This is a genomic window from candidate division KSB1 bacterium (genome assembly GCA_034506335.1).
Lineage (GTDB): Bacteria > Zhuqueibacterota > Zhuqueibacteria > JANLFK01 > Oleimicrobiaceae > Oleimicrobium.
In genome coordinates, this window is record JAPDPR010000013.1 from 57,541 (window position 1) to 69,161 (window position 11,621).

The 11,621-nt window shown below is 60.1% G+C and carries 13 protein-coding genes and 4 tRNA genes; all 17 read left to right on the top strand.

All coding sequences use genetic code 11. The annotated features are described in order from the left end of the window. Window positions 1-17: 17 nt before the first annotated feature. Window positions 18-524, top strand: coding sequence for an SPOR domain-containing protein (locus tag ONB25_06240; protein ID MDZ7392477.1), 507 nt, complete (start codon window positions 18-20; stop codon window positions 522-524). A 180-nt stretch (window positions 525-704) separates the two neighbouring features. Continuing rightward, window positions 705-1,460 carry a YebC/PmpR family DNA-binding transcriptional regulator gene (locus ONB25_06245; GenBank protein MDZ7392478.1) on the top strand — a complete coding sequence of 252 codons (756 nt, stop codon included), beginning with the start codon at window positions 705-707 and terminating at the stop codon, window positions 1,458-1,460. A gap of 42 nt (window positions 1,461-1,502) precedes the next feature. Continuing rightward, window positions 1,503-1,997 carry a crossover junction endodeoxyribonuclease RuvC gene (gene ruvC / locus ONB25_06250; GenBank protein MDZ7392479.1) on the top strand — a complete coding sequence of 165 codons (495 nt, stop codon included), beginning with the start codon at window positions 1,503-1,505 and terminating at the stop codon, window positions 1,995-1,997. Window positions 1,998-2,074: 77 nt separating this feature from the next. After that, entirely contained in the window at window positions 2,075-2,680 is a 606-nt protein-coding gene (ruvA, locus tag ONB25_06255; GenBank protein ID MDZ7392480.1) for a Holliday junction branch migration protein RuvA, read from the top strand. A gap of 9 nt (window positions 2,681-2,689) precedes the next feature. Beyond that, window positions 2,690-3,727 carry a Holliday junction branch migration DNA helicase RuvB gene (gene ruvB / locus ONB25_06260; GenBank protein ID MDZ7392481.1) on the top strand — a complete coding sequence of 346 codons (1,038 nt, stop codon included), beginning with the start codon at window positions 2,690-2,692 and terminating at the stop codon, window positions 3,725-3,727. A 50-nt stretch (window positions 3,728-3,777) separates the two neighbouring features. Next, complete coding sequence (queA, locus tag ONB25_06265; GenBank protein ID MDZ7392482.1) at window positions 3,778-4,806, top strand: tRNA preQ1(34) S-adenosylmethionine ribosyltransferase-isomerase QueA; 1,029 nt, start codon at window positions 3,778-3,780, stop codon at window positions 4,804-4,806. A gap of 36 nt (window positions 4,807-4,842) precedes the next feature. Next, complete coding sequence (ispD, locus tag ONB25_06270) at window positions 4,843-5,535, top strand: 2-C-methyl-D-erythritol 4-phosphate cytidylyltransferase (GenBank protein MDZ7392483.1); 693 nt, start codon at window positions 4,843-4,845, stop codon at window positions 5,533-5,535. Continuing rightward, window positions 5,532-6,029 (top strand): 2-C-methyl-D-erythritol 2,4-cyclodiphosphate synthase, encoded by a 498-nt coding sequence (gene ispF, locus ONB25_06275; protein ID MDZ7392484.1) that lies wholly within the window; start codon window positions 5,532-5,534, stop codon window positions 6,027-6,029. The genes ispD and ispF overlap by 4 nt, the downstream gene beginning before the upstream one ends. Continuing rightward, window positions 6,022-7,422 (top strand): glutamate--tRNA ligase family protein, encoded by a 1,401-nt coding sequence (locus ONB25_06280; GenBank protein ID MDZ7392485.1) that lies wholly within the window; start codon window positions 6,022-6,024, stop codon window positions 7,420-7,422. The genes ispF and ONB25_06280 overlap by 8 nt, the downstream gene beginning before the upstream one ends. Next, window positions 7,409-8,461 carry a D-alanine--D-alanine ligase gene (locus tag ONB25_06285; protein MDZ7392486.1) on the top strand — a complete coding sequence of 351 codons (1,053 nt, stop codon included), beginning with the start codon at window positions 7,409-7,411 and terminating at the stop codon, window positions 8,459-8,461. The genes ONB25_06280 and ONB25_06285 overlap by 14 nt, the downstream gene beginning before the upstream one ends. Further along, on the top strand, window positions 8,451-9,245 hold the full coding sequence (locus ONB25_06290; GenBank protein ID MDZ7392487.1) for a BtpA/SgcQ family protein: 795 nt from the start codon (window positions 8,451-8,453) through the stop codon (window positions 9,243-9,245). Before ONB25_06285 ends, ONB25_06290 begins: the two co-directional genes overlap by 11 nt. Before the next feature lies 1 nt (window position 9,246). Further along, window positions 9,247-10,683, top strand: a complete 1,437-nt coding sequence (gene cysS, locus ONB25_06295) for a cysteine--tRNA ligase (GenBank protein ID MDZ7392488.1) — start codon at window positions 9,247-9,249, stop codon at window positions 10,681-10,683. Window positions 10,684-10,836: 153 nt separating this feature from the next. Beyond that, window positions 10,837-10,909: transfer RNA gene (locus ONB25_06300), tRNA-Thr, on the top strand. Between the two features lie 59 nt (window positions 10,910-10,968). Beyond that, window positions 10,969-11,050, top strand: a tRNA-Tyr gene (locus ONB25_06305). Between the two features lie 85 nt (window positions 11,051-11,135). Continuing rightward, a tRNA-Gly gene (locus ONB25_06310) sits at window positions 11,136-11,209 on the top strand. Between the two features lie 170 nt (window positions 11,210-11,379). Beyond that, window positions 11,380-11,452 (top strand) — tRNA-Thr (locus ONB25_06315). A 56-nt stretch (window positions 11,453-11,508) separates the two neighbouring features. After that, window positions 11,509-11,621, top strand: a 113-nt coding sequence (locus ONB25_06320; protein ID MDZ7392489.1) for a GTP-binding protein, incomplete at its 3' end; no start/stop codon positions are given.

Sequence of the window (11,621 nt, forward strand, 5' to 3'; positions counted from 1 at the left end):
AAGACGGAGTGGTCTCAATGAGGTTTAGTTGTCGCTGTCTAGACCTTGGAGGTGCACTCTTCCTCGCGGTGCTGGTGGTGGGGTGTGCGGCGCGACGACAGGTGACCGAGCAAGGGGCTCCTGGGAAGAACGCAGGAATTGTAGAGGATTGGGACCCAGGCAGCCTGGGCGAGAGTGAGCCAGTGATCCCGATGCCGGACCGGAGTAGCCGCATTGGGGGGCAGGTTCCGAGCGTGGGGGTGGACACAGTAGCTCAGCCCTCGTCGGTCCTTGGCTATCGGGTGCAGATAGTGTCTACGCCTTTCGAAGAGGTCGCCCGCGAAGTACGCAAGGAGGCGCTGCTGAAGTTTGAGGAGCCAGTGTACATGGTCTTTGACGCGCCTTACTACAAAGTCCGGGTGGGGGACTGCATCTCCAGGTTCGAGGCAGAAGAACTCCAGCAGAAAGCCATGGAAAAAGGTTTTGGCCAAGCGTGGGTAGTGAGGACCTTGGTCTCTGCATCTCCTCCCCGGGAGCGCCCTTAGGCTTTGCGTGGGGTCGTTCCCCTGCGCACATATTTCCCCAGTAGTTACCCCTCGCCCCGCGTTAAATGCGCGGATTTTTCATTTGCAAATCGAGGCCGATTTTATTACATTTAACGGCCGGACCAATGAACAGGGAGATGTTTGGTGCCGGCGATGGAGCAAGTCCGTTGGAGGTAATACATGTCGGGCCATTCCAAGTGGCATAGCATTAAGCACAAGAAGGCTAAGCTCGATGCCGAGCGGGGCCGTCTTTTCACGCGGCTAATCCGCGAGATCATTACCGCTGCACGACTGGGCGGCGGCGACGAAGACGCCAACCCTCGTCTGCGCGCGGCGGTGGCAGCTGCCAAGGCAGCCAACATGCCGGCAGCCAACATCGAGAAGGCCATCAAGAAGGGCACGGGGGAACTCCCTGGTGTGGTCTATGAGGAGGCCACCTACGAAGGGTATGGCCCTGGGGGAGCCGCCATCCTGGTGGAAACACTGACGGACAACAAGAACCGCACGGTCGCAGAGATTCGGCATCTGTTCAGCCGTTACAATGGCAACTTGGGCGAGAACGGCTGCGTCGCCTGGATGTTCGAGAAGAAAGGCGTGATCACCATCAAGCCCTCGGGCAAGTCCGAGGACGACCTGCTGGGCATTGCTCTGGAGGCCGGCGCGGAGGACCTGCGCAACCAGGGCGAGACCTACGAGATCATCGCTGCTCCGGCAGACTTTGAGAACGTTAAGCGCGCACTGCTCGAGCACCAGATCGAGATTGAACGAGCCGAGCTGACCATGTACCCGAAGAGCACTGTCAAAGTGGAAGGGAAGAACGCTGAGACGTTGCTTAAGCTGATGGATGCCCTCGAGGAACAAGAGGACGTCCAAAATCTTTACTCCAACTTTGACATTGACGATAAGGTCCTGGAGGAGCTTGAGCAGCAGAGGTAGCGCGCGGCGCGTGTGGATCCGCGGCGATGCAGGGCGGAACAGGTGTACGTCTTAGGTGTTGACCCGGGGGTGGCCCGCACGGGCTATGGCGTAGTAGTCGCACAAGGTGACCGTTGGGGGGCGGTCAGCTATGGGAGTATCGTGAGTGAGGCGCGCGAGCCTCTTTCCAGACGCCTGCGCACCATCTACGATGAGCTAACCGCCGTGCTGGACGCCTCTCCGGTGGACGGGATGGCGGTGGAGGAGCTGTTTCTCGCCAAGAACCCACGCATGGCGTTGAGCGTCGGTCACGCGCGCGGAGTGGTCCTCCTCCTGGCAGAACAGCGCGGTATCCCAGTGTTTGAGTACGCGGTCACCGAGATCAAGCGTGCAGTGGTGGGCAATGGCGCAGCCTCCAAGGAGCAGGTGCGTTACATGGTGAGCAAGCTGTTGGGCCTCGGGCACGTGCCTCAGGCGTACGATGCTGCGGACGCGCTGGCGGTTGCTCTGTGCCACCTCCAGCGTACCGCGAGGAACCCAATGCGAACTTCCGGCTGAGCGTTTGACTTCCAAATGGTACGCCAAGATGGGATGGCTGCGCTCCTAAAGCCCTTGCCAACGGTGCTAACGCGGCAATGATCACCTACCTCAAGGGCAGACTGATGCACAAGACCCCCACGCGTGTGGTCATCGAGGTGGCAGGCGTGGGGTTCGATGTAGCGATTCCCCTCTCCAGCTTCGAAGCCTTAGGCGATACCGGCACGGAGGTCCTGTTGCTGACCCACCTCCACGTGCGCCAAGACGGCATGGAACTCTTCGGTTTTGCCACGCCTGAAGAGCGGCAGATGTTTCTGCATCTGCTCTCCGTGCCAGGAATTGGCCCCAGGTTGGCTCACAATATCCTCTCTGGCGCGTCGGTGAAGGAGCTGCGTGGGCGCATCATCAGGAGCGACGTGGGGGCCCTGTCGGCCATTCGCGGCGTGGGCAAAAAGATCGCGCAGCGGCTGGTCATGGACCTGCGAGAGCGATTGGCGGCCGAGGAAACGATACCCGGCGCGGCTCCAGTGGCTGCGGGAAAGGTCCCATCCCAAGTCATCGAAGACGCCCTCCTGGCCTTGGTCTCATTAGGACATCCACGTGATGCGGCGCAAAGGACCCTCGAGGCCGTGCTGACCCAAGTGGAACCCCACGAGTCCTTGACCGTGGAGGAACTGGTCAAGCGCGCACTCCGGAACGTGTGAGACACCCGCATGACACCAGATAGACAGAACGTTGATAGGGCCACTAATCCCGGACGACTGGAGGGCGAGGTCGAATTTGACACTGCCCTTCGCCCCACTTCGTTCGAGGAGTTTGTGGGGCAGAAAAAACTGGTGGACAACCTGCGGGTCTTTATCCAGGCTGCCAAACAGCGCGGGGAGCCCCTTGACCACTGTCTTTTCTATGGCCCCCCGGGTCTGGGCAAGACCACCCTGGCGACTATTATTGCCCACGAGCTTGGCGTCAATCTGCGTTCCACCTCCGGCCCGGCCCTGGAGAGACCGCTGGACCTGGTCGGCCTGCTCACCAGACTTGAAGAGCGCGACGTACTGTTCATCGACGAAGTACATCGCCTCAATCGCGTGGTGGAGGAGTATCTCTATCCGGCGCTGGAAGAGTTTCAGGTGGACATCATCATCGACAAAGGGCCGAACGCTCGCTCGGTGCGGATCAAGTTGCCGCCCTTCACCTTGATCGGCGCCACTACCCGCGCCGGGCTCCTCACCTCTCCTCTGCGCTCGCGCTTTGGAGTGACCAACCGCCTCGACTACTACAAGCCAGAGGAACTCTTCCTAATCATTCAGCGTTCTGCGCGCATCTTGGGCATTGGCCTGGACGAAGAGGCGGGTATGGAGATTGCGCGACGTTCACGAGGCACGCCCCGGGTTGCCAATCGCCTGTTGCGCCGCGTGCGCGACTTTGCCCAAGTCGAAGGACTGCCACGAATTACCCTTGCCGTGACGATTGACGCCCTGCGCAGACTGGACGTGGATGAACTGGGACTGGACGAGATGGACAAGCGCATCATCTGTACGGTGATCGAGAAGTTCAAGGGCGGGCCAGTGGGCTTGAACACACTGGCCGTGGCCGTGGGGGAAGACGGCGAGACTATCGAGGAAGTATATGAGCCCTATCTGGTGCAAGAGGGATTCATCGACCGTACCTCACGAGGGAGGACAGCCACGGAGCGCGCGTTTGTGCACTTTGGCTTCAAACAACCCCGCAGAAAGCAGGAAAGCCTGTTTTGAGGATCCAGAGCGAAGGCATAGCGACTGGTGACTTCTGAGGGAGCATGGCTATGAAGCTTGCAGACTTCCAGTACAATCTACCCGAGAAGCTCATTGCGCAGTATCCTGCAAAGCGCCGCGACCAGGCTCGCCTGATGATAGTCAATCGCGAGACCGGTGATATCGATGAGGCGCTTTTCAGCGATGTGGTGGACTATATGACGGAGGGCGACTGCTTAGTCATCAACGAAACCAAGGTGTTTCCGGCGCGCCTGATGGGTACCAAGGACCGCACCGATGCACAAGTGGAGATTTTTCTGTTGCGCGAGTTGGAGCCTAGCCTGTGGGAGGTCCTCGTCAAGCCGGCGCGGAAGGTACGCATCGGCAACCGGTTGACCGTGGGCAAGGAGCTCGTCGGCGACGTCATCGACAATACCGTTTCCGGTGGGCGAGTGGTCCGCTTCCATTACGAGGGGGACTTTTACGCTATTGTGGAGCGAATCGGAAAGTCACCTCTGCCGCCTTACATCAAGCGCGAGCCCGAGCCTTTGGACAAGGAACGTTACCAAACGGTCTATGCCAAGACACGGGGCGCCGTGGCAGCTCCCACCGCCGGGCTTCACTTTACTAAAGAACTGCTCAAGAAGATCGAAAAGAAGGGGGTGAAAATCGTTCCGGTCCTGCTCCACCTGGGGTTGGGCAGCTTCCGCCCTGTAGCGGTAGAGGACTTGAGCCGCCACAAGATGGATTCCGAGTACTACGAGATTTCTGAGGCGTCGGTGGAGGCCATCAACGAGACCATACGCTCGGGGCACAAAGTGATCGCGGTGGGTACGAGCGCAGTGCGGGTGTTAGAAACGGTAGTCACCTCTGAAGGATTCGTAAAGCCGGGCAAAGGGTGGACGGACAAGTTCATCTATCCACCATACGAGTTCAAGATCGTTGATCGGCTGATTACCAACTTCCACTTGCCGGGATCGACGCTGCTCATGATGGTATGCGCATTCGCCGGGCGTGATTTGATTTTCAAGGCCTATCGCAGGGCGATCCGGGAGAAGTTTCGCTTCTACAGCTATGGCGATGCTATGCTGATCCTGTGACCCGGCGGTTACGCGACTAGGGATGAGAGTGTTTCAGTGCGCGCCGCAGTGATAGTGGTGGCGGCGGGACGCAGCGAGCGTTTTGGTACCGGCACCCCTAAGCAGTTTGCCCTCCTTCGTGGGCGCCCCATGGTTGTGCATGCCCTCATGGTGTTCGAACGCATGCCGCGGGTGGAAGCAGTAGAGCTAGTCGTCCCTGGCGGCCAGGAGGGTTTTGTCCGGGAGGAGGTTGTGCAGCGCTATGCCCTGCGCAAGGTGAAGGCGATCGTGGCAGGGGGGCAGGAGCGACAGGACTCGGTGTGGGCGGGCCTGCAAGCGTTACCGCCGGAGGTAGAGTTGGTGGCAGTGCATGACGGGGCACGTCCCTTGGTGAATGCCAGGGTTGTGGAGGCTGTGCTGGAGGCGGCAGAGCTCCACGGTGCGGCCATTCCGGTTCTCCGCCTGCACGACACAATCAAAGAGGTCCAGGCCGATCAGGTGGTGTGTACTCTAGCGCGCGATAGGTTGGTGGCTGTGCAGACGCCACAGGCCTTCCACCGCACGCTTTTGCTGGAAGCGTATCGGGCCGCTCGCGTCCAAGGCATACAGGCCACCGATGACGCAGCTCTGGTGGAGAGGATTGGGTATCCTGTGTGGGTGGTGGCGGGCGATCCTCGCACCATGAAGGTGACCACCCCCCACGATTTTTTTGTCGTTGAGCAGCTCCTTGCCCGTGAGGAGGGAGCATGAGGGTAGGCCAAGGGTATGACGTCCATCGACTGGTGAGCGGACGGCCGCTCATTCTTGGGGGTGTAGAAATCCCTTTCCCGCAAGGGTTATTGGGTCATTCGGACGCGGATGTGCTTTGCCACGCCATCGCTGATGCTCTGCTCGGGGCTGCAGCCGCGGGCGATATTGGGAGGCACTTCCCCAATACTGACCCACAGTGGAAGGGAGTGTCCAGTCTCTTGCTGTTGGAACGTGTCGCCAAAATCCTAGCCGATGCAGGCGCAGTGGTGGTGAACGTGGATGCCACGGTGGTTGCCGAGCGCCCCATGTTGGCCCCCTACATTGAGGCCATGCGCCACAATATCGCTGTCGCTCTTGGGATTTCCCAGACCGCAGTTTCGGTGAAGGCGACTACTTCGGAGGGACTGGGTCTCACCGGTAGGGGCGAGGGGATTGCTGCCTCGGCGGTCGCCCTTATTGCCCATTCAGGGGAGGGCGTCGAAAGCCGTGGCTGAGCTCGTGCTACCCAGGGTAGTGTTCGCACCGGCCAGCCCTGGGGCGCTGACGCTGACAGAAGCGCGCCTTGCACTGGTCAGTTGGCTTTTGGCAAGAAAAGCTGGCGGTTGCCTGGTCCTGCGGCTGGATGATTTCGCGGGCGCGGCCCACGACGGAGCTGCGCGCCTGCAAAGTGACCTCACGTGGCTGGGCCTGAATGCCGACGAGGGTCCAGAACGCGGGGGGCCGTTCGGCCCGTACAACCAGGCTGCCCGTCATGAGCTTTACGCGCACTTTGCGGGTAAGCTCCTTCGGGAACAGACAGCGTTTTATTGCTTCTGCGGGCCAAGTTCGGGTGAGCGCTGTGTGTCGGGGTGTGATCGGCTGGCGCCTCCGCGTGTGGAGGAGCTAAGAAGGAAGGGCAGATCTTCGGTTCTGCGGCTGCGCGGACATGCGGGCGAGATCGTTGTTGAGGACCTCCTTCGAGGGAGGGTCGCGGTGCGGGCCGAAAACGCCGGCGACCCAGTGCTCGTCACCGCCAAAGGGGACCCCAGTCCGGAGCTCCGTGCCGCTGTAGATGACGCGCTGATGTTGATCACGCACGTGGTCCGGGACGAAGGGGCGCTGCTTTTCACTCTGCGGCAGCTCCTCATTTGTCGCGCCTTAGACTGGGACTTGCCACATGTTGCGCATCTGCCCTCCATCCGGCCCGGGCCACAAGGAGGACCCGCGCAGGCGTCTCAGCTCACCATCGAGGCGCTGCGCCAGGAGGGCTACCTTCCGGGCACGGTGCTGGGTTTCATCGCCCACCTTACGGGAATGGACAGCGCCGGGCTGATGGTCGACAGCGCGCAGGAGCTGCTGCCACTTTTCGCCCCCAAGGGCCTGGGGCTAGAGCCACAGGTGCTCGACCTCGAAGTGTTGCGTGCAACAAGTCGACGCCGCCTCGGCCTGTTGCGCGACGACGAGCTACGTGCTGCCCTCCGGCCTCTACTGGCGAGATCTGGTCTTCAAGAACATGATCCCCGACTTCCGCAGTTGCTGCAGTTGTTCCGGGAGCAGGTGGCAACGGTAGGGGAACTTGCGCAAAAACTGAGCCTTTTCGGCAAGGACCCAGCACCGGTGATAGATAGAGCCGCGGTGATGTACCTACGGCGGGAATCATCACAGAAGGTCCTTTGGTCCGTTGTCCGACAGCTGCGGTCCCTTGCCCGGCTTGATGAAGAGGTTTTCACTGGGCTCATGGACGCGGTCCGGCGGGAAATCGGAATCATGGGGCGTGACCTGTGGGCTCCTGTTCGCATCGCACTGACCGGGGAGGCCGATGGGCCGCCGTTGCCGAAGATCGTGGCGCTCTTAGGGAAAGATGCCGTTGTCAAACTTATCGAAAGGTCACTGCGTGAGCAAGCTTAGAATCGCCGTGCTCCTAGGGGGACACTCGCCGGAACGGGATGTGTCCCTGGCTTCCGGCAGACAAATTGCCGCTGCCCTGCGCGAACGAGGGCACGAGGTAATGCTGGTAGACCCGGCGCAAGGCGATGGTCCTCTGCGGACCGCCAATGGACTTGTGGACGTCGCGATCGGTCCTGAGCCCCCCTCATTGGCCGAGTTACCGTCGGATTTCGGCCGCCATTACATCCGCTGTGTGGAGTTCCTGGCAGAGCAACGACTTGACGTAGTGTTTAATGGCTTGCATGGCGGCGCGGGTGAGGATGGAACCATCCAGGGCCTGCTGACCCTGGCCGGGCTGCCATACACGGGCTCAGGAGTACTGGGCAGTGCCTTGGCGATGAATAAGATTGTATCCAAGCGCTTGTTCGAGCGCGCGGGAATTCGCACACCCGAGTGGCTGCCTGTGGACGTGCCCTCGGCGGAGCCCACTGCAGTTGCAGGGGCAATCGTCGACTCGTTGGGCTTCCCGGTGATAGTGAAACCGAGTGACCAGGGGTCTACGGTGGGGGTAACCAAGGTAGGTGAGCCAGAGGAATTGCAAGGCGCCCTCGAGCGAGCGGCGGCGTATTCACGTCACGTAATTGTGGAACGCTTTATTGACGGCCGGGAATTGACTGTGGCGGTCCTCGGCGGAGAAGCGTTGCCAGTGGTGGAGATCATCCCTGAGCACGGTTTCTACGACTATGAGTGCAAGTATTCCCATGGTAAGAGCCGCTATGAAGTGCCGGCTCAGGTGAGTGAGGCGACGCGTCGGGAAGCGCAGGAGACGGCGGTGCTGGCTTTCCAGGTCCTCCACACGGAAGACTATGGGCGCGTGGACATGCGTTTGGGCAAGGACGGCAAGATCTACTGTCTTGAGATGAATACGTTGCCCGGCATGACCGGCACCAGCCTTGTACCCAAGGCCGCGCGCGCCGCCGGGATAGATTTCCCAGAATTGTGCGAGCGCATCGTATGGATGGCTCTGAACCGCTTCAGAGGGGATGCGCATGCAGAGTAGCTGGCTTGAAGCCACGTTCGGCCTGGCCAAGCCACTGATCGGGATGGTGCACGTGCGCCCCCTTCCTGGGAGCCCAGGGTATAACGGCGACATGCAGGCTGTGATTGAGGCGGCGGTACGCGATGCTCGTGCCCTGGCCGAGGCTGGGTTTGATGGACTGCTCATAGAGAACTTTGGTGATACACCCTTTTTCCCGGAAAAGGTGCCCGACGTGACGGTTGCCTCCATGACCCTGGTGTGCGACAGGGTGCGCCAGGCTGTGGGCTTGCCGGTGGGAGTAAATGTGCTCCGCAATGATGCGATGGCCGCACTCTCCATCGCCACGGTGGTTGGGGCCAGGTTCATTCGGGTGAACATCTTGGCGGGCGCTTCGGTCACCGACCAGGGACTTATCCAAGGCAAGGCTCATGAACTGCTGCGCGCGCGCAAGGCATTGGGAAGCGAGGTCTATGTGTTAGCAGATGTCCTGGTCAAGCACGCAGCCCCGCTCGGCAGCTCCGATGTGGTGCGCCAGAGCAGGGAGCTCGTCGAGCGAGCGCATGCCGACGCCATAATCATCACCGGCAAGGCAACTGGCGATCCTCCCGCGGTGGAGACCGTAGCGGAGGTGCGCCAAGCGCTTCCGCAGTGCTTGCTCCTGGTGGGAAGTGGTGTTAACCCAACAAACGTGCAACAGTTTAGGTCCATGTGCGACGGGTTCATCGTTGGTACGTGCTTGAAAGAGGAAGGACAAGTCTCAGTGCGGCGGGCCCGCGAGCTCGTACAGGCGGTGAGAGGGAAATGATATGGCGCTCAAGTTTTACAATACCCTAACCAGGAAAAAGGAAGAGTTTATCCCCTTGCACGAGGGGCGCGTGGGAATCTACGTGTGCGGCCCCACGGTCTACGATCACGCGCACATCGGGCACGCAAAGAGCTACATCTCCTTCGATGTGATCGTGCGCTACTTGCGCTACCTTGGCTACCGCGTTCGGTACGTGCAAAACATTACGGACGTAGGGCACTTGCTGGACACAGGCGAAGACCGCATCCTGAAAGGGGCGGCCAGGGAACGGCTGGAGCCAATGGAACTTGTGGAGCGGTACACAAGGAGCTACTTCGAGGACATGGACGCCCTGAATGTGGTGCGACCGGACATTTCGCCCCGCGCTTCCGGGCACATTCCAGAGCAGATCGAGCTGGTGAAAACTCTATTGGCTAAGGGCTATGCGTACGAAGTGAACGGTTCTGTGTACTTTGAGGTAAGCAAATACGCAGGCTATGGCAAGTTATCAGGGCGGTCCATAGACGAACAGATGGCAGGGGCGCGCGTGGAGGTGAGCCAGGAGAAACGGCACCCAGCCGATTTCGCCCTGTGGAAGAGAGCCGAGCCTGAGCACATCATGCGCTGGCCAAGCCCGTGGGGCTGGGGCTTTCCTGGGTGGCACCTGGAATGTTCCGCGATGGCGATGAAGTACTTGGGCGAGACCATCGATATCCACGGCGGCGGTCTGGAGAACAGTTTCCCCCACCACGAATGCGAGATTGCGCAGAGCGAAGCTGCCACCGGCAAGCCGTTCGTGCGCTACTGGCTCCACAACAACATGGTGCTAGTGAACGGTGTGAAGATGAGCAAGTCGCTGGGCAACTTTACGACCATCAAGGATGCTCTTACCCGGCACTCCGGTGAAGAATTGCGCTTCTTCGTGTTGGGGAGCCACTACCGCTCTCCCCTCGATTATAGTGACGAGGCGGTACGCGCGGCTGGTGTGGGCTTGGCACGATTTCATGTTTTGCTTCGCGCTTTGACGCATCGTGTGGCCACTGCGGAAGAAGGGACCGCTGACCCCGAACTCGCGGGGACGCTCGATGTCCGCAAGCGGTCCTTCCTGGAGGCGATGGACGACGACTGCAATACGCCGGCAGCAATTGGGGTGCTCTTCCAGGCGGTGCACGACGTAAACAGGTTCCTCGAGAGCAAAGGGAGTGTCACTCGTGGTAGTCTGCAGATAGCACTGGGCTTTTTCCAAGAGCTCGGTGGGGATATCCTGGGCATCACGCCCTTCTCGCCGAGGGCAGCCTCCGACAAGGTGGAACAGCTCATCGAGCTGCTGGTCGAGGTGCGGACGCAATTGAGGCGGGAGGGGGACTGGCAGCGGGCTGACTATTTGCGCGCCCGTTTGGCGGAGATGGGGGTGATCTTGGAGGATGGAAGGGAAGGGACGAGCTGGCGCCTGACATAGCATGAACCGGCCAAGCGCACCAACCACGAAGAACAGAAAAAATGGTGGAAAGCGAAAAAAAGTGCTTGACAGGCTGCAATTTTTTTATAAATTACAAAGCTGTCTTTTAGGAGAAGCACACCTGCCAGGCTCCTGATAGTCCGTTTGGGTTGTGCCACCATAGCTCAGTTGGTAGAGCACCTCACTTGTAATGAGGACGTCGCGGGTTCGATTCCTGCTGGTGGCTCAGTCAGACGTACGCATGCCTCATGTGTGTTCTCCGAAAGATAGATAACGTTAGTGCGTGGGGAGGTTCCCGAGCGGTCAAAGGGAACAGACTGTAAATCTGTCGGCTCTGCCTTCGGAGGTTCGAATCCTCCCCTCCCCACTGAAGCCGGGATTTGAAGAGTTTCCTTTCCTGAAGTCTCATCGGCAGGTGGGCTTCTCTTGTAACTCTTCGATCCCCTGGCTTTGCGGGAGTAACTCAGTTGGCTAGAGTCACAGCCTTCCAAGCTGTTGGTCGCGGGTTCGAGTCCCGTCTCCCGCTCCGCTGAGCCCCACACGGGGAACGGCGTGCCTCCGGCACAGAAGGAGGCGGATAGGGGCAGAAGTAATTCATGCCTGAACGCCAGGAGGTGGGGTTCCTGGCAAACGCGGGGAGTAGGAACTCCCCTGGCAACAGGCAGCGGCCAGACCGCGGAACGTGATGGCTGTCATGCCCACGTAGCTCAGTCGGTAGAGCGCATCCTTGGTAAGGATGAGGTCACCGGTTCAATCCCGGTCGTGGGCTCGGCTCTTCCGGGCTGGTCGTGCCGACTGGTAACTACTTCGTGGAGGAGATGAGCGATGGCGAAGGCGAAGTTTGAGCGGAAGAAGCCGCACGTGAACATAGGGACGATAGGGCATGTGGATCATGGGAAGACGACGTTGACGGCGGCGATTACGCAGGTCTTGAGTCG

Bases quoted from the DNA above. Each gene is read 5' to 3' on its own strand.
- ONB25_06240 (MDZ7392477.1), top strand. From the start codon at position 18: ATGAGGTTTAGTTGTCGCTGTCTAGACCTTGGAGGTGCACTCTTCCTC.
- ONB25_06245 (MDZ7392478.1), top strand. From the start codon at position 705: ATGTCGGGCCATTCCAAGTGGCATAGCATTAAGCACAAGAAGGCTAAG.
- ruvA (MDZ7392480.1), top strand. From the start codon at position 2,075: ATGATCACCTACCTCAAGGGCAGACTGATGCACAAGACCCCCACGCGT.
- ruvB (MDZ7392481.1), top strand. From the start codon at position 2,690: ATGACACCAGATAGACAGAACGTTGATAGGGCCACTAATCCCGGACGA.
- queA (MDZ7392482.1), top strand. From the start codon at position 3,778: ATGAAGCTTGCAGACTTCCAGTACAATCTACCCGAGAAGCTCATTGCG.
- ispF (MDZ7392484.1), top strand. From the start codon at position 5,532: ATGAGGGTAGGCCAAGGGTATGACGTCCATCGACTGGTGAGCGGACGG.
- ONB25_06290 (MDZ7392487.1), top strand. From the start codon at position 8,451: ATGCAGAGTAGCTGGCTTGAAGCCACGTTCGGCCTGGCCAAGCCACTG.
- cysS (MDZ7392488.1), top strand. From the start codon at position 9,247: ATGGCGCTCAAGTTTTACAATACCCTAACCAGGAAAAAGGAAGAGTTT.